Below are 23,307 nucleotides of genomic sequence, written 5' to 3'. Positions count from 1 at the left end.
TCCGCTCACTCGTCAAGAGGACGTCCGCTCACTCGCCATGAGGGCGAGGCGGGCGCATCCCTCCTGGATCAGCGGCGGACACCCAGGGTGTCGGAGCCGTCGCCGTCCCAGTCGCCGACGAAGACCTCGTCGCCGGAGCGGCCGTAGTTCTGCTCGATCTCGGCCCAGCCACCCTCGAGGGCGTTGGACATGAGGTAGAGGTTGCCGCGACGCGAGGCGAACGTGTCGTTGCCGTCGCCGTCCCAGTCACCCACGAGCACCTCGTCGCCCGAGCGGCCGTAGTCGAACTCCGCGTCGGCCCAGCCGGACTCGAGCGTGTTGGAGACGAAGTAGGTGTTGCCACGGCGAACCGCGAAGGTGTCGACCTCGTCGCCGTCGTAGTCACCGACGAGGACCTGGTCGTTCGCACGGCCGTAGTCCAGCTCGGTCTCCGCCCAGCCCGACTCGTGCGAGTTCGAGAGGAAGTAGCCGTTGCCGCGGCGCACGGCGAAGGTGTCCACGCTGTCGCCGTCCCAGTCACCCACGAGCACCGTGTCGCCGGCGCGGCCGTAGGTCAGCTCGACGTCGGCGTCGCCGCCGAACAGCGAGTTGGTGAGGAAGTAGGCGTTCCCGCGACGCACGCCCAGGGTGTCCTGCCCGTCGCCGTCCCAGTCGCCGACGAGGACGTCGTCACCGACGCGGCCGAACGAGAACTCGTGCTCGGCGTTCGCGTCCCAGCCGTTGTTGAGGTAGAAGCCGCGGCCGGCCGAGGGGGGCGTGGGCTCGGGCTCCTCCGGCTCATCGGTCACGCCGATGCGGTCGAGCAATTGCTCTGCGACGTCGAGGAAGTACTCGGCGCCGTACTCCGTGAGGTAACCGGCCTCGATCAGCTCGGCGTCGACGGACGACACGATCTCGAGGTACGCGTCCCGTGTCCCGTACCGGGCGGCGAACTCCTCGGCCGAGATGAGGTCCATCGAGCCGTATACGGCACCTGGGGACGCGGCTCCGGCGTACGTCCCGAGCGGGTGCTCGATGAGCCCGTACCGCACCCCGCCGGTGGCGTTGCCGTCACCGTCCCGGACGAGCTCGGCCTCGGTCTGGTCGAACCACCGCGACTGCGCCGGGGCCGTGCCGTCCTGGTCGGCGTCGACCAGTGCCTCGGCAGCGGCGATGATCGCCGGCTCGAGCGGGTAGAGGTTGAGCGCGTCGCGGAAGTCGGCGTCGTGCACCTGGGTGTTGGGCACACGCCCCGCCTGATGGATCTCCTCGTCCGCAGGAATGACCGTCGAGAGCAGGTCGGTGTGCGGCGTGCCGGGGACCTGCCAGTGGAAGCGGTTCTCGGGCAGCTCGGTCTCGGCGAGGGTGGCCGCACCGAACAGGCCGGCGTCGCCCTCGGACGAGACCGTGATGAAGGGGACGTCGAAGCCCGGCTCCGCCCCCGGAACGGTGACGAAGCCGCCCTCGTCGCTCTGCGATAGCGGGCGCTCGAGCACGGCGCCGACGGAGTTGAGGTACCCGTCCCAGACGGAACCGCCGTTCGCTTCGGCCTGCGCCTCGTGGAAGGCGCTCGTGTAGGTGTTGAGGTACACGCCGGACTGCGACTGGCCGAGCAGCAGCGTGGTCTCGGGCGTCTGGCCGCCGAGGATCGTTCCTGCCTCGTCGCTCGCGAGCAGCACTCCGAGCTGGGTGGTGATGTCCCAGACGAGCCCCTCCTCGGAGCCCTCGACGAGCATGAACGGGTCGAACGACCCCGGGTCCTCGGGGTCCGCGACGATCGGGCCCGGGTCTACCGACGGGTCGGTCACCCAGGACAGGTCGGCGTACCGTTCCGGGTCGTAGTTCTGCAGCGCGTTCACCTGGATCGGCTTCGAGGTGAGGCCGATGACGGTGTGCCCCTCCTCCATCGCCCAGTCCCACATGCGCCGCCAGTGGTCCTCGCCCGGGAAACCGTTCGAGGCGTTGAGGATGTCCACGAGGACCACGCCGCTCGCGTCCGCGGGGTCCGCCGGCCGGCGCACGAGGATGTTGTTGACGTACGGGACCTCCTCGCGGGTGATCTCGATGCCGTCGGCGTCGTCGTAGACGTTGGCCGTGCCGGACAGGAAGTACTCCTCCTCGACGTACCCGTGGTCTGCGACGTCGAACGGCACCCGCGCGCGTTCCATCCCGGACCACATGAGGCTGTCGGACGTCTCGGCGATCGGGCCACGCACCTCCGGGATCGCGGTGAGGGTTGGGGTCGCGGGCACGTTCGCGGAGCTCTCGGCGATGCCGGCGTCGTCGGTCGTGTCGTCCGTGGGACTCTGGGTGGCAGCGGCTCCGCCGGACAATACGGCCGTCAACAGCATCGGCACCGTGGCCGCTGTGCCGACGGCTACCCGCAGTCGTCTCGCGCGTGGGGATCCTGACATCGTCCGTCCTCCTGTAGTCGTCCTCGACTCACGCACCTGCGCATCCGTTGCGCGGTGCACCGCGGGTGGAATGACGCTCCCCCGCGGCTGACTCGAGACTCACACCACCGACGACGGCGCCCCGCATTGTTGCCAGCACTTTCCGTGCCGGGATTGTCGACCATGGCCCGTGAACGACCGAGCGCTCCCCCACCCGGATCGGGTGGAGGAGCGCTCGATGTGTGTCGGACCGAGGTCCGCTCACTCGTCAAGAGGACGTCCGCTCACTCGCCATGAGGGCGAGGCGGGCGCATCCCTCCTGGATCAGCGGCGGACACCCAGGGTGTCGGAGCCGTCGCCGTCCCAGTCGCCGACGAAGACCTCGTCGCCGGAGCGGCCGTAGTTCTGCTCGATCTCGGCCCAGCCACCCTCGAGGGCGTTGGACATGAGGTAGAGGTTGCCGCGACGCGAGGCGAACGTGTCGTTGCCGTCGCCGTCCCAGTCACCCACGAGCACCTCGTCGCCCGAGCGGCCGTAGTCGAACTCCGCGTCGGCCCAGCCGGACTCGAGCGTGTTGGAGACGAAGTAGGTGTTGCCACGGCGAACCGCGAAGGTGTCGACCTCGTCGCCGTCGTAGTCACCGACGAGGACCTGGTCGTTCGCACGGCCGTAGTCCAGCTCGGTCTCCGCCCAGCCCGACTCGTGCGAGTTCGAGAGGAAGTAGCCGTTGCCGCGGCGCACGGCGAAGGTGTCCACGCTGTCGCCGTCCCAGTCACCCACGAGCACCGTGTCGCCGGCGCGGCCGTAGGTCAGCTCGACGTCGGCGTCGCCGCCGAACAGCGAGTTGGTGAGGAAGTAGGCGTTCCCGCGACGCACGCCCAGGGTGTCCTGCCCGTCGCCGTCCCAGTCGCCGACGAGGACGTCGTCACCGACGCGGCCGAACGAGAACTCGTGCTCGGCGTTCGCGTCCCAGCCGTTGTTGAGGTAGAAGCCGCGACCGGCCGAGGGGGGCGTCGGCTCGGGCTCCTCGGCGCCGGCGGTGACCTCGAAGGGCACCTGGGCCACGGTGGGCTCGGCGTTGACGGTCAGCGACTGCTCGCCGGCCTCGGCGCCCTCGGGGATCGTGATCTCGACCGTGGAGGTACCGGTCGTGTTGTAGCCGTCCGACGGGTCGTTGTTGACCTCGCCCGTGCCGACGACCTCGTCGCCGAGGAGGACCTCGACCTCGAAGGGCTTGGCGTCGGGCTCGGTGGTGAAGGACAGGCCCGAGAGGTCGACCGAGACGGTCTCGCCGGCCGCGGCCGTGGTCGGACCGGTCCAGCCGATCGACGCCTGGTCGTAGCTCGGGGCCAGCTGCTCGTTGGCCGCGAGGTAGTCGTTGAGCGCCTGCACGTCCTGGACGCCGGTGTCGACGAAGTTGCTCGCGTTGTCCGTGAAGCCGGTGAAGGCGTCACCGCCGGCGAGGAGGAAGGTGTTGCCCGCGATGCGGATCTCCTGGTCGTCGGCCACGGGCTCGCCGTCGATCGTCAGCGAGAGGATCTCGTTGCTCTCCGGGTCCCACACGTAGTCGAGGTTCTCGGACCAGCCGAGCGCGAGGTACGGGTGCGAGTCGGTCGCGGTGCGCAGCTGCTGCTCGAGGAGCAGACGCAGGTCCGCGCCCGGGATCGTCACGGCGCCGATCGTGTTGCCGAAGGGCTGGACGTCGAAGGCCTCCGCGTAGGTGACCGTGCCGTCGCCGTTCGGGTCGAGGTCCGCGCGGATGCCGCCCGGGTTGATGACGCCGATGTCGGCGTTGAGGTTGAACTCGTTCGCCGACGCGAGCGCGGCGTCGCCGAGCAGGTTGCCGAGCGTGGACTCGGCGCCACGGTTGGTGCCGTCCGGGGCGCCGGTACGCGAGCCGCGGTTGAACGGCGCGATGACGGTGCCGACCTCCTCCTGGCCGAGCACCTGGCTCTCGGCCAGGGCCTCCTGGTAGAGCGCCTCGATGTCCGCGTCGCGCGCGGTCTCCTCGGTGATCTCGATGTTCTCGGCCGTGTCGACCGTGATCTCACCCGACTCCGGGTTGACGGTCAGCTGCGTGTTGGCCACGTGGCTGCCGAAGTTGCCCGGCTGGAGCAGCGGGGCGCCGGCGCCGGTCTCGGTGTTCTTCAGGAGGTGCGAGTGACCGGCGAACGCGGCGTCGATGTTCTCGTCGAGCCCCGGGGCGATGATGTCGGCGTCCTCGTGGATGAGTGCGACGACGACGTCGGCCTCACCGTTGGCGTCGTCACCGTCGCTGAGGGTGGCGGCGCGCTCGTTGGCGACGTCGACCTCGTCCTGGAACTCGAGGCCCTCGATACCGGCTGGCGAGACGACGTTCGGGGTGTCGGAGGTGACCGTGCCGATGATGCCGACGCTGACGCCGTCGATCTCCTCGACGACGAAGCCCGGGTCCGCGATCTCCGGCGCACCGGCGACGTTCGCGCCGAGGTGCGAGAACTCCGACGCCGGGATGACGCGGTCGCGCAGGTCCTCGTAGCCCTGGTCGAACTCGTGGTTGCCGACGGCCGTGTGGTTCAGGCCCATCGCGTTGAGGATGTCGATCGTCGGCTGGTCGTTGGCGATGGCCGACACGAACGCGGAGCCGCCGATGTTGTCACCGGCGCTGAGGAACAGCGTGCCGGTCTCGTTCTCGGCGCGGATGCCGTCGACGACGGTCTGCACCTGGGCGGCCGTCTCGATGTGGCCGTGGAAGTCGGTGATGACGGCGAGGTCGATGGTGACCGTGCCGTCCTCGTTCTCGACCGCGAAGGCCGGGGCCGCAGCGGCGACCGATCCGATGAGCGCGAGGACGCCGGCGCTGGCCGTGATCCTGACGCGGGAGGGGCGTGACATGGGAGAGAGACCTCAGTCTTTCGTCTGGCCGACAGGGGTAAGGCTCGGCCAGGTTATCCCCGGGGTGAAGGCCAAACTATGGGATCGTTCGCCGGTCTCCAAGAGTTCACCCGCGGTTGGTCGGGCGCCGGCGAGGTGCCCGATGTGTCGCGACTGCGCTGACGCCACTTCTCTCGCCGAGAGTGCGGTTGGGGCCCCAACGGCACTCTCGACGAGGACGCGGAATCCCGGGAGCGGGCGAGTCGTTCGTCGTCGTCGATCGTGGCCGCTACGCGGCCCTCCGCGACGCACGCGAGGTGAGCTTCGGCGTCGGGCATCGTCCTTACGCGGAGGGGCCGGAACCCGACTCGCTCGAGGTCTCCCCGCCCGGCGTGACACCCGCGGCGACGCCCTCGACGGCGAGCCGCAGCGTCTCCGCGTCCTGCAGGCCGACCATGACGAACCCGCCGACCACGGTGGTCGGCGTGCCGCTGAGGTCGATGTCCATCGCGAGCTGGGCGTTGGCGCTGATCTGGGCGGCGGTGTCGGCGGCGGCGAGGTCGGTGCCGAACTGCTCGGGCTCGAGGCCGGCCTCGACGGCACGCTCGGTCAGCGTCTCCGCCGTGACGTCCTCGGCCGCCGGCGGGTCGGCCATGAGCGACTCGTGGTACGCGGCGTAGCCGTCCTGCTGCGCGGCCGCCCACGCCGCCTGCGCGAGGGTGACGGACTGGGGGGCGAGCACGCCGACGTCGCGGTACTCGATGCGCAGCGTGCCGTCGTCGACGAGGTCCTGCAGCTCCGGCAGCGCCTGCGTGGACATGGCCTGGCAGTAGTGGCACAGGTAGTCCTCGAAGACGACCATCGTCACCTCGGCGTCCGGGGCGCCGACGGCGGTGAGGTAGTTCTCGTCGGGGCTGACGTCGACGTCCGTGGTCGGCAGGTCCGCGAGCGTGGCCGCGGCCTCCTCGGCGCGCTGGTCGGCCTCGGCGGCGGAGGTGTCGGACTCCGGCGGGGTCTCGGCGGCGGGGGCGGACGAGTCGTCACCCGTGCAGGCCGCGAGCGCGAGGGCCGCGCCGAGGATGCCGGCGGTGAGCGCCGGACGAACCGTGCGGGTCATGTCTCCTCCGAGGGGTGTTGCCGAGGGGAATTCGTCGAGATTGCGGTTGGTGCTCGTCGAGATTGCGGTTGGGAGCCTCCGTCTGTCCAGCGTGAGAGCGCCCTCGTTCATCGAGAGTGCGGTGGGGAACCGGCCCGGTCAAGTTCGGGCCGCCCGCCCCTCGTCGAGATTGCGGTTGGGGCCCCAACCACAATCTCGACGACGACAAACCGCAATCTCGGTGACGACGAACCGCAATCTCGACGAAGGAAGTTGCGAGCCAACCCGCACTCTCGACAAGAAGTGGTCAGACGACGCCGTGGGCGAGGAGGGCGTCCGCCACCTTGGCGTAGCCGGCGACGTTCGCACCGAGGACATAGTTCCCCGGGGCGTCGTGCCGCTCGGCCGTGCGCGCCACGGTGTCGTGGATCTGGGTCATGACGACCTCGAGCCGCGCCACCGTCTTGTCGAAGTTCCACTGCTCGCGCGAGGCGTTCTGCTCCATCTCCAGGGCGGACGTCGCCACGCCCCCGGCGTTCGCGGCCTTGCCCGGGCCGAACGCGGTGCCGGCGGCCTGGAAGATGTCGACGGCCTCGGGCGTCGAGGGCATGTTCGCGCCCTCGGCCACGGCGATCACCCCGTTGTCCACGAGCGTGCGGGCGTGGTTCTCGTCGAGCTCGTTCTGCGTGGCGCAGGGCAGCGCGATCGTGCACGGCAGGTCCCAGACGGAGCCCTCGGTCCGGAGCTCGGCTCCGGGACGCCCCTCGACGTAGTCGGCCACGCGGCCGCGACGGACCTCCTTGACCTCGCGGAGGAGCTCGACGTCGACGCCCTGCTCGTCGAGCACGTAGCCCGAGGAGTCGGAGAACGCCACGACGTGCGCGCCCAGCTGCTGGGCCTTCTGGATCGCGTAGATCGCCACGTTGCCGGAGCCGGAGACCACGACGCGCTGGCCGTCGAGCGACTTGCCCTGGCGGCTGAGCATGCGCTCGGTGAAGAAGACGGTGCCGTAGCCGGTGGCCTCGGTGCGGCCGAACGAGCCGCCCCAGCCGGTGCCCTTGCCGGTCAGCACGCCGGCCTCGAAGCGGTTGGTGATGCGCTTGTACTGGCCGAACATGTAGCCGATCTCGCGGCCGCCCACGCCGATGTCGCCGGCGGGGACGTCGGTGTACTCGCCGATGTGGCGGTACAGCTCGGTCATGAACGACTGGCAGAAGCGCATGACCTCGCTGTCGGACTTGCCGTGCGGGTCGAAGTCGGACCCGCCCTTGCCGCCGCCGATGCCCTGACCGGTGAGCGCGTTCTTGAAGATCTGCTCGAAGCCGAGGAACTTGATGACGCCGAGGTTGACCGACGGGTGGAACCGCAGCCCGCCCTTGTACGGGCCGAGCGCGGAGGAGAACTCCACGCGGTAGCCGCGGTTGACCTGGGTGCGGCCGGCGTCGTCGACCCACGGGACGCGGAACATGATCTGGCGGTCCGGCTCGACGATGCGGCGCAGGATCGCGGCCCGCTCGTAGTCCTCGCGCAGGGCGATGTCGCCGATCGAGCCGAGCACCTCGTGCACGGCCTGGTGGAACTCGGGCTGGCCCGGGTCGCGGGTGACGACCTCGTCGTACACCGCCTGCAGCTCGTCGATCATGCGGCTCCTGACATCGGGCCCGGCTCACGCCGGGCGGGTGGTCCGTTCGGTACTCGCGACAGTCGTTCGGGGCTGCTCGCGTTCGGTGGTGCTCGCGCGGCTCACGCGTGGTGCGTCGGCCGTGGGGCACGGGACGCACCAGTCACCGTCCACGATTGTCTCAGCAACGTGCCAACGGCGGGTCGTGGGTTCCCCCACGATGCCGCGTCGACCACCTCGCGTCGAGATCAGTCCCAGAGTGCGGGCAGCACGGCCGCCGAGTCCTCGGCAAGCCCGACGACGTCGATCCCCGTGACTCCGCCGACCGCGAGGGTGGTCCCGCCGGTGGTTCCGACCGTCGCGCACGGTACGCCCTGCGCGGCGGCGAGCGCCTCCACCCGGGCAACGTCCCCCGGCGCGACGACGACGAGCGCCCGCGCCTGCGACTCGCTGAACAGGGCCGTCGCGAGGTCGATCCCGTCGCGCTCGGTCACCGGCGTGAGATCGATCTCCGCCCCGACGCCGTAGCGGGTCGACGCGTCGACGAGCGCCTGGGCGAGGCCGCCGGTCGCGAGGTCGTGGGCGGCCGTGGCGAGCCCCTCGCCGTGGATGGCGAGCAGGGTCTCGACAAGGGCCTTCTCCGCCGCGACGTCGACCCGCGGCGGCGTGCCGCCGAGGTGGCTGTGCACGGTCTGCGCCCAGGCGGAGCCGTCGAGCTCGAGCGCGGTGGTGCCGAGGAGGACGATGGTCTCCCCCTGCCCACGCCAGCCGGACGGCGTGGCGCGCGTGACGTCGTCGTGCAGGCCGAGGACGCCCACCACGGGGGTGGGATGGATCGAGGAGGTCGCCGTGCCCGGCTCGCCGGTCGAGTTGTAGAGCGAGACGTTGCCGCCGGTGACGGGGATGCCGTACGCGAGGCAGGCGTCCGCGAGGCCCGTGACCGTCTCGACGAGCTGCCACATCGCGCCCGGGTCCTCGGGGTTGCCGAGGTTGAGGCAGTCGGTGACGGCCATCGGGCGGGCGCCGACGGTGGCGACGTTGCGGGCCGCCTCCACCAGGGCCTGGGCGGCGCCGGTACGCGGGTCGAGGAACGCGTAGCGGTGGTTGGCGTCGGTCGCGAGCGCCACGCCGCGGTTGGTCGACTCGTCGATGCGCAGGACGCCGGCGTCGTCGGGCTGGGCGAGGGCCGTGCGGCCCTGGACGAAGCGGTCGTACTGGTCGGTCACCCAGCCCTTGGACGCCTGGTTGGGGTCGAGGGCGACCGCGCGGATGTCGGCCGCGAGGGTGTCCGGCGTCGTCGGGCGTGAAAGATCTGCGGCGGTGTCCGCGACGATCGGGTCGAGCCAGTCCGGCCGCGCGTAGGGGCGGTCGTAGACGGGGCCGTCGTGGGCGACGGTGCGCGGGTCGACGTCGACGATCCGGCTGCCGTGGTGGTCGATCGTCAGGCGGCCGGTGCCGGTGACCTCGCCGATGACCGAGGTCTCGACCTCCCACCGCTCGGTCACGGCGAGGAAGGCGTCGAGCTTGTCCGGCGCGACGACGGCCATCATCCGCTCCTGCGACTCGCTCATGAGGATCTCGCCGGCGGTGAGGCTGGGGTCGCGCAGGAGGACGGTCTCGAGGTCGACGTGCATGCCGCCGTCGCCGTTGGACGCGAGCTCGGAGGTGGCGCAGGAGATGCCGGCCGCGCCGAGGTCCTGGATGCCCTCGACGAGCTCGCCGGCGAAGAGCTCGAGGCAGCACTCGATGAGCACCTTCTCCATGAACGGGTCCCCGACCTGCACCGACGGGCGCTTGACCGGCCCGCCCTCGTCGAAGGTCTCCGACGCGAGGATCGACGCGCCGCCGATGCCGTCGCCGCCCGTGCGCGCGCCGAACAGGACCACCTTGTTGCCCGCGCCGGACGCGTTCGCGAGGTGGATGTCCTCGTGGCGCAGCACGCCGATCGCGAGGGCGTTGACCAGCGGGTTGCCCTGGTAGACCGGGTCGAGGTCGAGCTCGCCGCCGATGTTCGGCAGGCCCAGGCTGTTGCCGTACGAGCTGATACCCGCGACGACGCCGTGCGCGACACGTGACGTGTCCTGGTGGTCCGGCGCGCCGAACCGCAGCTGGTCCATGACGGCAATCGGGCGGGCGCCCATGGCGATGATGTCGCGGACGATGCCGCCCACGCCGGTCGCCGCGCCCTGGAACGGCTCCACGTAGCTCGGGTGGTTGTGGGACTCGACCTTGAACGTGACGGCCCACCCGTCGCCGACGTCGACGACGCCCGCGTTCTCCCCGATGCCGACGAGGAGGTTCTCCTTCATCGCGTCCGTCGTCTTGTCGCCGAACTGGCGCAGGTGGCGCTTGGAGGACTTGTAGCTGCAGTGCTCCGACCACATGACCGAGTACATGGCGAGCTCGGCGGAGGTGGGGCGGCGGCCGAGGAGCTCGACGATGCGCGCGTACTCGTTGTCCTTGAGGCCGAGCTCCGCGAAGGGCATCGGGGTGGCCGGGGTCGCGGCGGCGTCGTCGACGGTCTCGTCGTGCCGCGGGGCCGGGGTGGTGGAGCTGTTCGTCGAGATTGCGGTTGGTGCAGGCGCGGCGTCGTCGTTCGTCGTCGAGATTGCGGTTGGTGCAGGCGCAGGCGAGCCGTGCGTCTCGTCGGGCGCTCCGGCGCCGGATGCGGGGGTGTCTGCGGACATGCTGGCGACCTCACGGACTCGCGGGCGGACTGACGTGCGGGCCTGTGACTACGGCCTGGCTGGGTCGAATCTACCTGGGCGGCAAAAGGGCGGTTCTCGTGACCGGGGAGCGGTCTCGGTGACCGGGGAGCGGTACCCGTGGGGCGCGCCCGCCTCGTGGCGCAGGATGAGACCGTGCACAACGAGCGGGCCGACCGCCCCCGTCCCGCGCTGAAGGTCCTGCAGAACTTCCTCCTCCCCCTGGCCGCGTCGGTCTGCTTCGTCCTCATCGCCGTGGTCCCGATGCTGATCCTCGCGTGGGGTGTCTGGCCGACGCACATCAACTACTTCCCCGACGCATTGTTCTGCCCCGACGGCTACGCACTCGCCAACGAGTTCAGCCGCACGTACTCCGAGGTGGGCGAGGATCCGATCATCGACACGAGGGAGCTGTGCCGGAGCGCCTCCGGCGCCGTCCTCGACCCCGGTTGGTGGAGCGTGATCTGGCGCGAGACGGTGATGATCGGACTGGTGGTCGTCGCGGTCGTCGTGTTCATCGCCGTGCTGCCGTCGCGGAGAGGCTCGTCGTCCGGCCCGACCGCCCCACAGCCCCCGGTCACCCAGGCGGCCGGCAACCCCACGTCTGCCGGCCCGACCACCTCGAGCTACCCGACAGCACCGGCCGGCCCGGCCACCCCCACCTCAGGCGGCTGGGCGAGCGGCCCGGTCGACGACCTCTGGGGCAAGCGCTGACGCACCCCGCGCCACCCTGTTGATAACGCGAGCAACGCCGGATCCCGAGTGCGAGAATCCGGTCATGACAGCCTCCCTGCTCGACCGAGCGCTCTACTCCTACGCGGACGTAGACCGACTGGTCGCGCTCCAGCCGGGGACCGGGCGTCGGTGGCTCGAGGGCTACACACGGCGCGAGACCTTCTACGAACCGGTCCTTCGAGAGGAACCCACGGGCTCCGACGAGGTCACCTGGGGCGAGATGGTCGAGGCCCGACTCCTGGCCGAGTTCCGGGCACCTGACGTGGCCGTCGCGCGCATGCGCCCGGCGATCGAGAAGCTCCGGGAGACCTTCGGGCGCTATCCGCTCGCGCACGCGCGCCCGTTCCTCGACGTCGAGGGCCGAGAGCTGGTCCAACTGGTCCAGGACGACGTGGGCCTGGATCGGCCGTTACGCATGGTCGTCGTCCGAGACGGACAGTTCGTGCTCACCGAGGCCGCCGAACGATTCCATCGGTCGATCGACTACGAGGGCGCGGTCGCGGGCCGCCTCCGACTCCACCGATACGCCCCCGAGGTCGTGATGGACCCCCGCCATGCCTTCGGCCAGCCTGCGGTCCGCAACGTGAGGACCGAGGTTCTTGCTGAGGCCTACCGTGCGGGCTCCAACCGCGAGGAACTCGCTGACCTTTACTCACTCAGCCCCGACCAGGTGGACTCCGCGCTGAGGTTCGAGATGATCGCGAGCACCGACCGGGTCGCCTGACATGGAGGTGCCGCCGGCCCCGAGGTACTTCACCGACGAGAACGCACTCGGACTGGGCCTGCTCCTTCATCGCGCGGGACGGACCGACATTCTCTTCCCCGACCACCCGGACCTCCCCGAGGTCCCTCTCGGCACCCCTGACACCGAGTGGATGCCTGTGATCGCTCACCGCGACCTGATCGTGCTCAGTCGCGACCGCCGGATTCGCACGCGCCCAGCCGAGCTGCGCGTCTATTGGGAGCACGGCATCCGATCCGTGTGGATCGGCGCCAAGCGCGACCTCTCGCCGTCCGATCAGGTCGATCTCTTCCTCAGGCATGAACAACGACTTCAGCGACAGGCGGTCAAGCTCGGGCCGGGCCCATGGGCGCTGTCGCTCGGCGCGACCGGTCCACGACCGATCCGACTTCGGGAGCCGGACTGACGACGACCACGACATCGCAGCGCCACCCGCATGGGCACCGCTCCCCCCGGCCGCCGGGTCCCGCCACCTGTGATCACGCTTACCTTGGCCTCGTGAGAGACCCTCTCCCCACTCCCCCGGGCTCGACCACGACGCAGGGGAGGCGGAGGCACGGGGTGCGCTCCGCCGTCGGGCTCGTGATCGTCACCGCCGCGCTCGCCACCACGCTCACCGCCTGCGTCGGCGCCGAGCCGTACCACGAGGTCCTCGACGAGGCCGCCCACCGCGGCCCGAGCGCCGACCGGGAGCGCTTCGAGTCCGCCCGGGACGCCGTCGCCGGAGCCCTCGACGTGAGCCCCGCCCAGCTCGCCATCAACCGCATGAACGCGTCCCCCGAGCACGTCACCGTCCTCGCCTCGCCGGCCACCGAGCCTCTGTGGGACCAGTGGAACGTGCGCGGCCTCGACGACGCGTCGAACATCGGCCCCTACCCGACCGACGCCGTCGACGGCTGGTTCGTCCTCTCCGACGTCCCCGCGCTCGACCGGATCGGCGAGCTCTACGACGAGGCCCTCGCGCTCCGCGGCGTCGCCCCCGGCGAGATGGCCGTCGACCTCGCCGTCAGCTGCGCCCCTCCACGCGCCACCGACGCCCACGCGATGTCCCCCACCGGCGACCCACCCGGCATGCCACCGCACTGCGCGCCCGAGATCGCGTTCACGTTCAGCGATCCACGGCGCACGGTCGAGCGCGTCACCTTCGACGCCGACGGGGAGCTCGTCCAATGACCATGCCCGACGCCGGACACCCCTCCACGCCCCCGCACTCGCGCACGGCCCCGGCCCGGTCCGCCCCGGCAACCGCAACCGCGTCCGCGTCCGCGTCCGCACTCGACCCCGGCGGCAGCGCGCTCGCCGTCCCCCTCCTCGCCGTGCTCATCGCCGCGCCGATCGTCCCGTTCGTGCTCATGGCGCTGTGGTTCATCTGGCCGGGGCACGTCGAGCTGCTGCAACCCCTCGGCTTCATCTGCCCGCCTGGCTACGAGGACGTCCGCGCGATCTCGACGACCACCGCCCTCGCCGACGGCGGACAAGGCGTCTCCACCAGCTTCGTCTGCCTCGCGGACAACGGGGCGGTCCTGCGCCCCGGGCTCTGGCCGGTCCTGTGGAAGGAGGCGATCGGCGTGGGCATCCTGCTCGCGCTGCTGCTCCTGCCGATCGCCGCGCGGGTGAACTCGCCCGCACGCCGCGCGGCCACGGCCCGCCGCCTCGCCGAGCACGTCATGCAGGAGCGGGACCGCGCCGACGATGCGGGGACGACCACCGCCCCCGACGACGACCGGCACCGCCCCGCTTCCCACCGCCCTGCCGGACCGCCCGATTCGCCGTCTCCCTCCGCAACCGCCAGCCCCGCAACCGCCAAGACCACGCCCGACGGCGCACATCCCCGCCCGGCCACCGCGCGCCCGAGCGCACCGGCCGACCGGCCCTGGGCCACCCCGCCCGACCAGGACCTCTGGCGGCGGCGCTGAGCGACCGCGCGGGTGGGACCGACGTCGGCGGCGCTGGATAACCTGACGCCGTGAGTGCAGGGGCGGATCGGGCGGGCGACGGTCGACCATCGGGGCGGCGCCCCGCGACCGACCCGACCCTCGCCCCGGGCGAGGCAGACAACGCGGGCGAGGCTCCGGCGTCGGGCGCGGTGTCTCGGGTGACGTACCTGTACCTGCGGCTCATGCTCATGACGCTGCCGGCGCTGCTGCTGCTCGGGTCCGTGCTCGCGTTCTTCTGGCTTGGCGCGATCGAGGAGTCGATCAGCGCGTACTACCTGGGGCCGATCCGGGACATGTTCGTCGGCGTGATGATGGCGATCGCGGCGTGCCTGGTGGCGTACCGCGGCGCGTCGGCGCTGGAGGACTTCAGCCTCGACGTCGCGGGGTTCTTCGCGATCTTCGTGGCGCTCGTGCCGACCTCGATCGGGCCCACGCTCGACGCCCTCGACGACGCCGCACGCCACGAGATGGTCACCGCCCTGCGGGCCACCTGCGTGACGGTGCTGGTGATGTCGGTGGTGTTCGTCGTGCTGGAGCTGCGGTTCTCGCCGTCGCGGCCGGCGCCGATCGAGCGGCACCGGCTGACCCGGGTGGCGGCGAACGCGATGAACGTGGTGCTCGTGGCGTTCGTCGGGCTCGTGGTCTGGCGGGTGGTCGAGGGAGGCGACTTCGCGGGAATCCACGTGGCAGCCGCGGTGCTGCTCATCGTCAACCTCGCGATCGCGGTGGCTAGTCACGCGTGGCCGGAGCTGGCCGGGCGGCCGCACGCCTCCCTCGACTCGGGCCGCCGCGACCTGCGCCGCCGTTACCAGCTGATCTTCTGGCTGATGGTGGCGGGGGCGCCGATCTTCGGGGTGCTGCACCTGATCGGGTGGGAGTACCGGCTGCTCGCCGTCGAGTGGTACGAGATCGCGCTGTTCGTGTGGTTCTGGGCGCTGGAGACGCAACGGACGTGGGTGCGCGTGGAGGGGAGGCGTCCGGCCGACTACGGGACCATCGTCGTCGCGTCGGGGAACCGGGCGGCGAGCGCCGAGTCGAAGGTGGCGAGGCGGCCTTCGTGATGGCGCGCGAGGGCGACGAGATAGGTGTCCGTCACCTCGCGGTGCCCGTGGATCCCGTCGAGCTCGACATCGCGGTACGACAGATCGTCACTCCAGAACCGGCACGCCGGATGACCGCCGAACCCGTCGAGCAGAGCCGCCGCGGCAGCAGTTCCCTCGCCGGTCCGGACGAGGAACCGCACGAGTGCACCTTCGACCACGGGGCACAGCGCGAACGTCTCCACGCCGGCGAGCCAGGCTGCTGCCCGCTCATGGTGCTCGTGCTCGGCGACTGCGAGCGCGATGAGCACGTTCGCGTCCAGGAGGTGGGTCACGGCTCGTCGTCCAGCGCGTCAGCCACGTCCTGCGACGTCACCCGACGGCCGACGGAGAGCACCGGGAGACCGGTCAGCGGGTTCGTGCTGATCTCGACCGGCGCGTCGAGCTGCCCGAGGCCGCGGACGGTGAGCTCAGCGAGCACGGACGACAGCGACGTGCCACGGGAGCGGGCCAGCTCCACGGCACGTCGATGCACCGCGGGGGGCAGATCGACGGTGGTGCGCATGACTGCATCGTACGTGATGCAGACTCGATGCGCCTATCGATGCGGAAGCTCTCGCCCCCGACGACCTCAGACATTGACTGCCGAGCCAGGGGTTTAACGCCGAGCCTGCGGGTTGAGTGCCGAGCCAGGTCACGGCGTCGGTGGGTTCGGCACATAACTACCTGGTTCGGCACATAACTACCTGGGTCGGCGCACAACACCTTGGCTCGGCACACAACTCCCTGGGTCGGCGCGGTGGCGACCGCCCCTCCGCCGACCTCACACACCGACAGCCGAGACAGCCGACGGCGTCGGCGGGGTCAGCGCACAACCTGTTAGGTCGTCGAAAGGTGAGGTCGGCGAAAGGTTGGGAACGGTCGGCGAAGGAACTAGTCAGGCAGGCGCGCCGGGCTGTTCCGCCGTCGCGTCCTGGGACGCCTGCTTCGCCCGCGCCCGCATCGTCTTCTCGTCCACGGGCGCCTCGCCGGAAGCGCGCAGCCGCCGCTGGTACTCCCGCGTCGCGCGCTGCCGCTCCCCCTCCCCCGGGCCGGCGATCGTCGCGCCGAGGTGCTCGGGCGAGTACCCGAACCCGTCGACCAGCGCCTTCGCGTGCGGCCGCAGCCGCGCCAGCAGCCGCTCGACGTAGCTGGTCACGGTCTTCGCGCGCTGCATGGTCATCCGGCCGTTGACGAGGTACCAGGCGAGGTCGGCCTCGATGACGGTGAGGCCGTAGAGGTCGCGCACGGTCCGCAGCACCTCGAAGGTCTCCTTGTCCCGCACGCGCGACAGGGCGTCGGTGAACGCCTCCCACGCGAGCAGCTCGCCGTGCGCACGCGCCGCGGCGATGATCCGGTCCTGGTGGGAGTTGAAGACCTCGAAGGCCTTCTCGTCGGACTCGCCGCGGGCGGCGCGCATCCCGAGGACGATCTCCTCGACCATCGTCTCCACGCGCTCCTCGAGGAGCTCGCGCTGGACGTCGGCGGAGCGCAGGTGCCCGGCGGAGCGCGCCTTCGAACCGGAGTCCCGGATCGACTGCGCCGCCCGGCGCAGCGGCGTGCGGTGCAGGGCCGTGTCGGCGGCGCGCGCGGCGACCCACCGCACGGTGCCCGCCACGTCCATCTGCATCATCTCCCTGCCGGCGTCGGTCATCAGCCGCTTCCCGACGAGCTGGAGGAGCACGTTGTTGTCCCCCTCGAACGTGGCGTACACGTCGAGGTCCTGGTGCAGGCCGGTCAGCCGGTTCTCCGCCATGTAGCCGGCGCCGCCGCAGGCCTCGCGCGCCTCCTGGATCGTGTCGAGCGCGTTCCACGTGGCCAGCGGCTTCGTGGCGGCGGCGAGGGTCTCGAGGTCCTGGCGGTCCTCGTCGGTGTCGTGCCGGCCGGAGAAGACGTCGTCGAACCGCTCGAGCAGCTCGGCCCCGAGGAAGGACAGCGCGTACGTGCGGGCGATCCTCGGCAGCAGCCGGCGCTGGTGGCGCTGGTAGTCGAGGAGGACGACCTCCTCCTGCGGGTCGCCGCCGGTGAACTGGCGCCGCTGCTCCGCGTGGGTCACCGCGATCGCGAGCGCCATCCGCGCGGAGCCGGACGCCGCGTTCGACAGCGACACCCGCCCCTGGACGAGCGTGGAGAGCATCGTGAAGAACCGGCGCCCGGGCGACTCGATCGGCGAGGAGTAGGTCCCGTCCTCCGTGATCGATCCGTACCGGGGCAGGAGGTTGACGCGCGGGATGCGCACGTGGTCGAACCACAGGCGCCCGTTGTCGATGCCGTTGAGGCCGCCCTTGACGCCGTCGTCCGCGCTGCCCACGCCGGGCAGGAGCACGAGCGAGCCGTCGGGCCGCTGCTCGCGCACGGGCACGTACATCGCGTGCACGCCGTGGTTGACGCCGCCGACGATCAGCTGCGCGAACACGACCGCCGCGACCCCGTGCAGGGCGGCGTTGCCGAGGTACTCCTTCTGCGCGGCCTCGACCGGGGTGTGCACGACGATCTCGTCCGTGTCGGCGTCGTAGGTGGCCGTGGTGAGCACGCCGGAGACGTCGGAACCGTGCCCGCGCTCGGTCATCGCGAAGGCGCCGGGGACCGTGAGGTCCATGGCGCCGGGCAGGAAGCGGTCGTGCTGCTCGGCGGTGCCGAGGTGGAGGATCGCCGACGCGAACAGCCCCCACTGCACGCCCGCCTTGATCTGCAACGACGGGTCGGCGACGACGAGCTCCTCGAACGTCGCGAGCGAGCCGCCGTGGTCGTCCTTCCCGCCCAGGCGCGTGGGGAAGGCGCGCAGCGGGTCGCCGATCTCGGTGAGCAGGTGGAGCTGGGTGAGCACACGCTCGCGGTGCTCGTGGTGGCTCAGGCCCTCGATCTTGCGCATGCGCGGGTCGAGCGCGAGGTCGCGCGCGCCCTGGCGCAGGTGCCACCAGCGGCCGCCGACCAGGCGGGTGAGCTCGGCGACGTCGATGCGCAGGTCGGGCCGGTCGACCGAGGCCGGTGTGTGGGCCGACGGCGTGGTCGTCGGGGTGCTGTCCGTCGGGCGGATGGGGGTCTGGGTCACGAGACGTCCTTGTCGGTCTTGGTGGTCGGGACGGTGCGGGGTCTGGTGTCGGTCCGGGCGCGGCGCAGCACGCCGACGGCCCCGTCCCACAGCCACGAGGCGATGAAGGCGGCGAGCTCGTCCCGCTCGATGCCGGCGACGGCATCGTCGATCTCGCTGAGGGGCAGTCCCCCGACGACGCCGCCTCGCTGCGTCGTCGGGTCCCCCTGGTCGGGGGACGGACCGGGCACGACGGCGGAGCCTCGCCCCGCGGGCACGTCCCCCTGGTCGTTGGTCGTCCCGGGCACGACGGCGGAGCCTCGCCCCGCGGTTGCGTCCGCCTCGTCGGGGGTCGTCCCGGGGACGGGGTCCGCGGCGGGCCGTTCGGCGTCGTCGGACCGTGACTCGATCTCGGCGCGCGCGGCGAGCCACCTGTCCGCGACGGAGCGCACCGTGCCGGTGACCCCGGACGCCCACAGGGTGGCCCGCGTGGCCGTCGCGGGCGAGATGCGGTCGACCTGACTGTCGTCGTCGAGCCCGAGGACCGCGGGCACGAGCGTGCGGGCGACGATGACGTCGACCTCGGCGACGAACCCGCGGACGTCGCCCGAGGCCTCGGCCGTGGGCGAGGTGACGAACGCGTAGACGTGCGGGGCGTCGTCGACGAGGCGCAGGTAGGCGGCCACCATCGCGTGGATGCGCTCGCGCGGACCGCCGGAGTGGCCGGCGGCCTCGGTCAGCTCGCGCAGGATGCGCTGAAGGACGTGCTGGCCGACGGCCCGCTGCAGCCCGGCCTTGTCCGTGAAGTAGCGGTAGAGGATCGACTTCGAGGTGCCCATGTGGGCGGCGAGGTCGTCCATCGAGACGTCGGGGCCCTGCTCGTGGACGCAGCGCCTCGCGGCGCGCACGAGCTCGAGCGTGCGGGTGGCGCGGTGGTCCGCCCACCTCGTCGTGCGGCCGTCGGCACGCGGCGCCCCGCTGGCGGGACGCGCGACCACGGGCGCGGCGGCGCTTGGCGCGGCGGCGGGCACCACGCTGCCCGCGACATCCTCGCTCTCGGGCTGTACCATGGACTCAAAGTATCAGGTACTTTCGGTACCGGCCAGTTTTCTCCGTGCCGTCCGACCGGCTGTCTACCGTTCCGCCCGTCCGTCCCAGCGAAGCGAGGACCCACGTGATCCCCATGCCCACCCCGCGCCGCGCCGCCGTCGTGGCCGCGAACCGCACCCCGTTCGGCAAGGCCGGCTCGGCCTACAGCTCCTTGAGCCCGAAGGACCTGCTGACGGCCGCGATCGAGGGCCTCGTGGCCCGCACCGGCCTCGCCGGCGAGCGCCTCGACGAGGTCGCGGCCGGCGCCGTGCTCAAGCAGCCCAAGGACTTCAACCTCACCCGCGAGTCCGTCCTCGGCACCGCGCTCGACCCCACCACGCCGGCCTACGACGTCCAGCGCGCGTGCGCCACGGGCATGGAGGCCGCGGTCGGAGTGGCGAACAAGATCGCGCTCGGCCAGATCGAGGTCGGCGTCGCGGGTGGGACCGACTCGGCGTCGGACGCCCCGATCGTCGTCAGCGAGAGGCTGCGCCGGATCCTGCTCACGGCCTCGCGCGCCCGTTCCACCACCGACCGGCTCAAGGCGTTCGCGAAGATCCGCCCGGCGGACCTCGCGCCCGTCGCGCCCGACGTCAACGAGCCCCGGACCGGCCTCTCGATGGGCGAGCACCAGGCGCTGACCACCGCCGCGTGGGGCATCACCCGGGAGGCGCAGGACGAGCTCGCGCTCGCCTCGCACCAGAACCTCGCCGCCGCGTACGAGCGCGGGTTCTTCGACGACCTGCTCACCCCGCTGCGGGGCCTGACGAAGGACGAGGCGCTGCGCCCGGACACGTCGCTCGAGAAGCTGGGCAAGCTCAAGCCGGTCTTCGGAACCAAGAACCTGCCCGAGGGTGCGCCGCCGGCCACGATGACCGCCGGCAACTCGACCCCGCTGTCCGACGGCGCCTCCGCGGTCCTGCTCTCCTCCGACGAGTGGGCCGCCGAGCGTGGCCTGCCCGTCCTCGCGCACGTGGTCGACGCGCAGCCCGGCGCGGTCTCCTTCGTCGACGGCGCGCAGGGCCTGCTGATGGGCGGCGCGTTCGCGATCCCCGCCCTGCTCGAGCGCACCGGCCTCACGCTCGCGGACTTCGACCTCGTCGAGATCCACGAGGCCTTCGCGTCCACCGTGCTCTCCACCCTGGCGGCGCTCGAGGACGAGACCTTCGCGCGCGAGCGCCTCGGCCGCAGCGAGCCCGTGGGCACCGTGGACCGCAGCCGCCTCAACGTGGCGGGCTCCTCGCTCGCCGCCGGGCACCCGTTCGCCGCGACCGGCGGCCGGATCGTCGGCACGCTGTCCAAGCTCCTCGCCGAGCGTGGCGAGTCCCAGGTCCGCCCCGGCGAGAAGGCCCTCGGACTCATCTCGGTGTGCGCGGCCGGCGGCCAGGCCGTCGCGATGATCCTGGAGGCGGCGTGAACGACTCCTACCTCTCCTTCGTCAACGGCGGCGCGGGCAGTGCGGTCGCCAAGCAGCTCGGCCTGCCCCGGCCCGCGGTCCTGCGCCGCACCGACGACCTTACGGCGGTCGACTCCCCGCTGACGCCGGGGCCGGTTCTCGTCCTCACCGACGGGTCCGACGCCGCGCGGGTCGACTCCGAGGCCCTGGTGGAGCACCTGCTCGCCTGGGGCGCCGACGTCCGCCGCGACGCCGGTCCGGGGGCCTCGCGGAAGCTCGGCGCCGTCGTGCTCGTGGCGACCGGGCTCGAGCGGAGCGCCGACCTCACCGACCCGGCGCTCGAGGTGGGTGGGACGCTGCGTGACCTCGCGCCGAACGGCCGGGTGCTCGTGGTCTCCCGGGCCGCCGAGGAGGGGGACGCGCCGAGGCTCGCGGCCGCCCGAGCGGGTGTGGACGGGTTCGTCCGGTCGCTCGCCAAGGAGCTGCGCGCCGGGGCGACCGGGAACGCGATCGCCCTGGTCGGGGGCGTGTCTGCGGGCGATCCGTCGCCGGCGGGTGCCGCCCGGTTCCTGCTGTCGGCGCGCTCGGCGTTCGTCGACGGTCAGGTCCTTGCGGCCGGTCCCGGCGGGGAGGCGCCCGCGGACTGGGCGCGCCCGCTCACGGGTCTCGTCGTCGCGGTGACCGGTGCCGCGCGCGGCATCGGCGCGGAGATCGCGCGCGTGGTCGCCCGGGACGGCGCCCACGTGGTCGGCATCGACGTGCCCGCCGCCGGCGAGGCCCTGGCCTCCACGGTCAACAAGGCCGGCGGCATCGCCGTGCAGCTCGACGTCACGCGCGAGGACGCCGCTGAGAGGATCCTCGCCGCCGCCCACGCGCGGTACGGCCGGCTCGACGTGGTGGTGCACAACGCCGGGATCCTGCGGGACAAGCTGCTCGCCAACATGACCGAGGACCGGTTTGCCGACCTGCTCGCGGTCAACATCGCCGCTCCCGTGACGATGAACGAGACGTTCGTGGAGCCCGGCGTGCTCGGCGACGCCGCGCACGCTCCAAGGATCATCTCGCTGGCCTCGACCTCCGGCATCGCCGGCAACCGCGGCCAGACGAACTACGGGTACGCGAAGTCCGGGATCATCGGGATGACCCGCGCGCTGGCCCCGCTGATGGCGGCATCCGGCGGGACTGCCAACGCCGTGGCGCCCGGGTTCATCGAGACGGACATGACGGCGAAGATCCCGCCGGTGCCGCGCCAGATGTCCCGGCGGATGTCCTCGCTGCAGCAGGGCGGGCTCCCGGTCGACGTGGCCGAGGCGATCGCGTTCCTCGCCTCCCCGCAGGCCGGTGGCGTCAACGGCGAGGTGCTGCGCGTGTGCGGCCAGCTCCTCGTGGGGAAGTGATCCCGCGATGACCAACGGGACGTACCACCCGGAGCCGTCGGGCGACCTCCCCGGTGCGACGAACAAGGGGATGTCCGCCGGTGATCGGTCCGGCTCCCTCCCCCGTTCGGCGAGCGAGCAGACCTCTCCGCGGCACGCGAGCGCATCGCCGTACACGCGCGAGGGGACGCTGGACTCCGACCGGAACAGCGGAGAAACCTCCGACGACGACGGTGCGTTCTTCGGTCCTCCGTCGTCGTTCCGGGTCGAGGAGGTCGGGGACGTCCCGCCGCTCGGGGCCACCTACCGGACCGTGCTCGGGCGCTCGGCGCAGGCCGTCCTCGCCTCGCGGCCGGCGGCGGGGCTGCCCGAGGTGGCGCTGGCTGCCGGTCCCGTCCGGGCCGACGCCGAGCACCTCACCGCGTACCAGCACCTCGTGGGCGCGCCCGTGGACGACACGCTGCCCCCGGGCTTCGTGCACGTCCTCGCGTTCCCGTTGGCCGTGGCACTCATGGCGCGGGCGGACTTCCCGTTCTCGCCGCTCGGCATGATCCACGTGTCCAACCGGATCACGCAGACGCGGCCGGTGCGCCTCGGCGAGGAGCTCACCGTGACCGCCTGGGCGCACGACGCGCGGGAGCACAAGCGGGGGACGACGGTCGATCTGTCGGTCCTCGCACGCACCTCGAAGGGCGAGCCCGTGTGGTCCGGACGAGCGACGTACCTGGCCAAGGGCTCGGCTCCGACCGGACTCGACCGCGGGCCGGCAGCCGAGGAGCGGCCGCGCGTCGAGATCCCGCACCGTCCGCAGGCGCTGTGGGCGGTCTCCGAGAGCGACATCCACACCTATGCACAGGTCTCGCGGGATCGCAATCCGATCCACACCTCCCGTTTGGGAGCGCGCGCGTTCGGGTTCCCGCGGCGCATCGCGCACGGCATGTACACGGCCGCGCGGGCGCTCCACGCGGCCGGTCGCCCCGGGTCCACCACGTGGGACGTGGAGTTCGGGTCGCCGGTGATTCTTCCGGCGAAGGTGGCGTATGCGCAGGTCAACGATGTGATGCAGGCATCAGGGGCGCCCTACGCGGGGGCTGTCGAGCATCGCGAGGCTGATAACGGGCCGATCACAACCCGGAGCGTGGTATGGGACCCCAAGCGCGGCAAGGTCCACGCGACGACCGTCGTGACGACCGCGGGGAGCTGACCGACCGCCGGCTTGTCCACAGGCTGTGTCCACACCCGTGTGCACACACCCGTGGACAAGCCGAACATCCT

18 protein-coding genes are annotated in these 23,307 nt (G+C 71.8%); 9 read left to right on the top strand and 9 right to left on the bottom strand.

Annotated elements, in window-relative coordinates; all coding sequences use genetic code 11:
* Positions 1–68: 68 nt before the first annotated feature.
* The 5 genes from ACPYO6_RS14175 to purL all read right to left on the bottom strand — a co-directional run bounded on the left by ACPYO6_RS14175 (position 69) and on the right by purL (position 10,629).
* Positions 69–2,330, bottom strand: a complete 2,262-nt coding sequence (locus ACPYO6_RS14175) for an alpha/beta hydrolase domain-containing protein (protein WP_425715412.1) — start codon at positions 2,328–2,330, stop codon at positions 69–71.
* A 366-nt stretch (positions 2,331–2,696) separates the two neighbouring features.
* Entirely contained in the window at positions 2,697–5,246 is a 2,550-nt protein-coding gene (locus tag ACPYO6_RS14170) for a bifunctional metallophosphatase/5'-nucleotidase (protein ID WP_425715411.1), read from the bottom strand.
* Between the two features lie 322 nt (positions 5,247–5,568).
* Positions 5,569–6,342, bottom strand: a complete 774-nt coding sequence (locus ACPYO6_RS14165) for a thioredoxin domain-containing protein (protein ID WP_425715410.1) — start codon at positions 6,340–6,342, stop codon at positions 5,569–5,571.
* A gap of 286 nt (positions 6,343–6,628) precedes the next feature.
* A complete protein-coding gene (gene gdhA / locus ACPYO6_RS14160) occupies positions 6,629–7,963 on the bottom strand; it encodes an NADP-specific glutamate dehydrogenase (RefSeq protein ID WP_425715409.1) in 1,335 nt (444 codons plus the stop codon).
* A gap of 227 nt (positions 7,964–8,190) precedes the next feature.
* Positions 8,191–10,629, bottom strand: coding sequence for a phosphoribosylformylglycinamidine synthase subunit PurL (gene purL, locus ACPYO6_RS14155; RefSeq protein WP_425715408.1), 2,439 nt, complete (start codon positions 10,627–10,629; stop codon positions 8,191–8,193).
* Between the two features lie 174 nt (positions 10,630–10,803).
* Between purL and ACPYO6_RS14150 the strand changes: the two genes are divergently transcribed.
* The 6 genes from ACPYO6_RS14150 (at position 10,804) to ACPYO6_RS14125 (ending at position 15,122) form a co-directional block, all read left to right on the top strand.
* A complete protein-coding gene (locus ACPYO6_RS14150) occupies positions 10,804–11,361 on the top strand; it encodes a hypothetical protein (RefSeq protein WP_425715407.1) in 558 nt (185 codons plus the stop codon).
* Positions 11,362–11,425: 64 nt separating this feature from the next.
* On the top strand, positions 11,426–12,106 hold the full coding sequence (locus ACPYO6_RS14145) for a DUF433 domain-containing protein (RefSeq protein ID WP_425715406.1): 681 nt from the start codon (positions 11,426–11,428) through the stop codon (positions 12,104–12,106).
* Between the two features lies 1 nt (position 12,107).
* Positions 12,108–12,530, top strand: coding sequence for a hypothetical protein (locus ACPYO6_RS14140; protein ID WP_425715405.1), 423 nt, complete (start codon positions 12,108–12,110; stop codon positions 12,528–12,530).
* A 155-nt stretch (positions 12,531–12,685) separates the two neighbouring features.
* Complete coding sequence (locus tag ACPYO6_RS14135; protein ID WP_425715404.1) at positions 12,686–13,297, top strand: hypothetical protein; 612 nt, start codon at positions 12,686–12,688, stop codon at positions 13,295–13,297.
* Positions 13,294–14,040 (top strand): hypothetical protein, encoded by a 747-nt coding sequence (locus ACPYO6_RS14130; protein ID WP_425715403.1) that lies wholly within the window; start codon positions 13,294–13,296, stop codon positions 14,038–14,040. Before ACPYO6_RS14135 ends, ACPYO6_RS14130 begins: the two co-directional genes overlap by 4 nt.
* 179 nt (positions 14,041–14,219) lie before the next feature.
* Complete coding sequence (locus ACPYO6_RS14125) at positions 14,220–15,122, top strand: hypothetical protein (RefSeq protein WP_425715402.1); 903 nt, start codon at positions 14,220–14,222, stop codon at positions 15,120–15,122.
* Here ACPYO6_RS14125 and ACPYO6_RS14120 read toward each other — a convergent pair.
* The 4 genes from ACPYO6_RS14120 to ACPYO6_RS14105 all read right to left on the bottom strand — a co-directional run bounded on the left by ACPYO6_RS14120 (position 15,047) and on the right by ACPYO6_RS14105 (position 19,241).
* Positions 15,047–15,436, bottom strand: a complete 390-nt coding sequence (locus ACPYO6_RS14120) for a TA system VapC family ribonuclease toxin (RefSeq protein WP_425715401.1) — start codon at positions 15,434–15,436, stop codon at positions 15,047–15,049. The two genes, ACPYO6_RS14125 and ACPYO6_RS14120, sit on opposite strands and share 76 nt — an antisense overlap.
* A complete protein-coding gene (locus tag ACPYO6_RS14115; protein ID WP_425715400.1) occupies positions 15,433–15,666 on the bottom strand; it encodes a hypothetical protein in 234 nt (77 codons plus the stop codon). The genes ACPYO6_RS14120 and ACPYO6_RS14115 overlap by 4 nt, the downstream gene beginning before the upstream one ends.
* A gap of 372 nt (positions 15,667–16,038) precedes the next feature.
* Positions 16,039–18,192 (bottom strand): acyl-CoA dehydrogenase, encoded by a 2,154-nt coding sequence (locus tag ACPYO6_RS14110; RefSeq protein WP_425715399.1) that lies wholly within the window; start codon positions 18,190–18,192, stop codon positions 16,039–16,041.
* A complete protein-coding gene (locus tag ACPYO6_RS14105) occupies positions 18,189–19,241 on the bottom strand; it encodes a TetR/AcrR family transcriptional regulator (protein ID WP_425715398.1) in 1,053 nt (350 codons plus the stop codon). Before ACPYO6_RS14105 ends, ACPYO6_RS14110 begins: the two co-directional genes overlap by 4 nt.
* A 113-nt stretch (positions 19,242–19,354) precedes the next feature.
* Between ACPYO6_RS14105 and ACPYO6_RS14100 the strand changes: the two genes are divergently transcribed.
* The 3 genes from ACPYO6_RS14100 to ACPYO6_RS14090 are packed head-to-tail and all read left to right on the top strand — an operon-like array spanning position 19,355 to position 23,236.
* Positions 19,355–20,677, top strand: a complete 1,323-nt coding sequence (locus ACPYO6_RS14100) for an acetyl-CoA C-acetyltransferase (RefSeq protein WP_425715416.1) — start codon at positions 19,355–19,357, stop codon at positions 20,675–20,677.
* Positions 20,674–22,053, top strand: coding sequence for a 3-oxoacyl-ACP reductase (locus ACPYO6_RS14095; RefSeq protein ID WP_425715397.1), 1,380 nt, complete (start codon positions 20,674–20,676; stop codon positions 22,051–22,053). The genes ACPYO6_RS14100 and ACPYO6_RS14095 overlap by 4 nt, the downstream gene beginning before the upstream one ends.
* A 7-nt stretch (positions 22,054–22,060) precedes the next feature.
* Positions 22,061–23,236 (top strand): MaoC/PaaZ C-terminal domain-containing protein, encoded by a 1,176-nt coding sequence (locus ACPYO6_RS14090; RefSeq protein ID WP_425715396.1) that lies wholly within the window; start codon positions 22,061–22,063, stop codon positions 23,234–23,236.
* Positions 23,237–23,307 lie beyond the last annotated feature (71 nt).

Source organism: Georgenia sp. Z1344 (assembly GCF_049856295.1).
GTDB lineage: Bacteria > Actinomycetota > Actinomycetes > Actinomycetales > Actinomycetaceae > JB111.
This window is presented reverse-complemented; position numbering and strand designations above follow the sequence as displayed.

Bases quoted from the DNA above. Each gene is read 5' to 3' on its own strand.
- ACPYO6_RS14175 (WP_425715412.1), bottom strand. From the start codon at position 2,330: ATGCTGTTGACGGCCGTATTGTCCGGCGGAGCCGCTGCCACCCAGAGT.
- ACPYO6_RS14170 (WP_425715411.1), bottom strand. From the start codon at position 5,246: ATGTCACGCCCCTCCCGCGTCAGGATCACGGCCAGCGCCGGCGTCCTC.
- ACPYO6_RS14165 (WP_425715410.1), bottom strand. From the start codon at position 6,342: ATGACCCGCACGGTTCGTCCGGCGCTCACCGCCGGCATCCTCGGCGCG.
- gdhA (WP_425715409.1), bottom strand. From the start codon at position 7,963: ATGATCGACGAGCTGCAGGCGGTGTACGACGAGGTCGTCACCCGCGAC.
- purL (WP_425715408.1), bottom strand. From the start codon at position 10,629: ATGTCCGCAGACACCCCCGCATCCGGCGCCGGAGCGCCCGACGAGACG.
- ACPYO6_RS14145 (WP_425715406.1), top strand. From the start codon at position 11,426: ATGACAGCCTCCCTGCTCGACCGAGCGCTCTACTCCTACGCGGACGTA.
- ACPYO6_RS14140 (WP_425715405.1), top strand. From the start codon at position 12,108: ATGGAGGTGCCGCCGGCCCCGAGGTACTTCACCGACGAGAACGCACTC.
- ACPYO6_RS14130 (WP_425715403.1), top strand. From the start codon at position 13,294: ATGACCATGCCCGACGCCGGACACCCCTCCACGCCCCCGCACTCGCGC.
- ACPYO6_RS14115 (WP_425715400.1), bottom strand. From the start codon at position 15,666: ATGCGCACCACCGTCGATCTGCCCCCCGCGGTGCATCGACGTGCCGTG.
- ACPYO6_RS14105 (WP_425715398.1), bottom strand. From the start codon at position 19,241: ATGGTACAGCCCGAGAGCGAGGATGTCGCGGGCAGCGTGGTGCCCGCC.
- ACPYO6_RS14100 (WP_425715416.1), top strand. From the start codon at position 19,355: ATGCCCACCCCGCGCCGCGCCGCCGTCGTGGCCGCGAACCGCACCCCG.
- ACPYO6_RS14090 (WP_425715396.1), top strand. From the start codon at position 22,061: ATGACCAACGGGACGTACCACCCGGAGCCGTCGGGCGACCTCCCCGGT.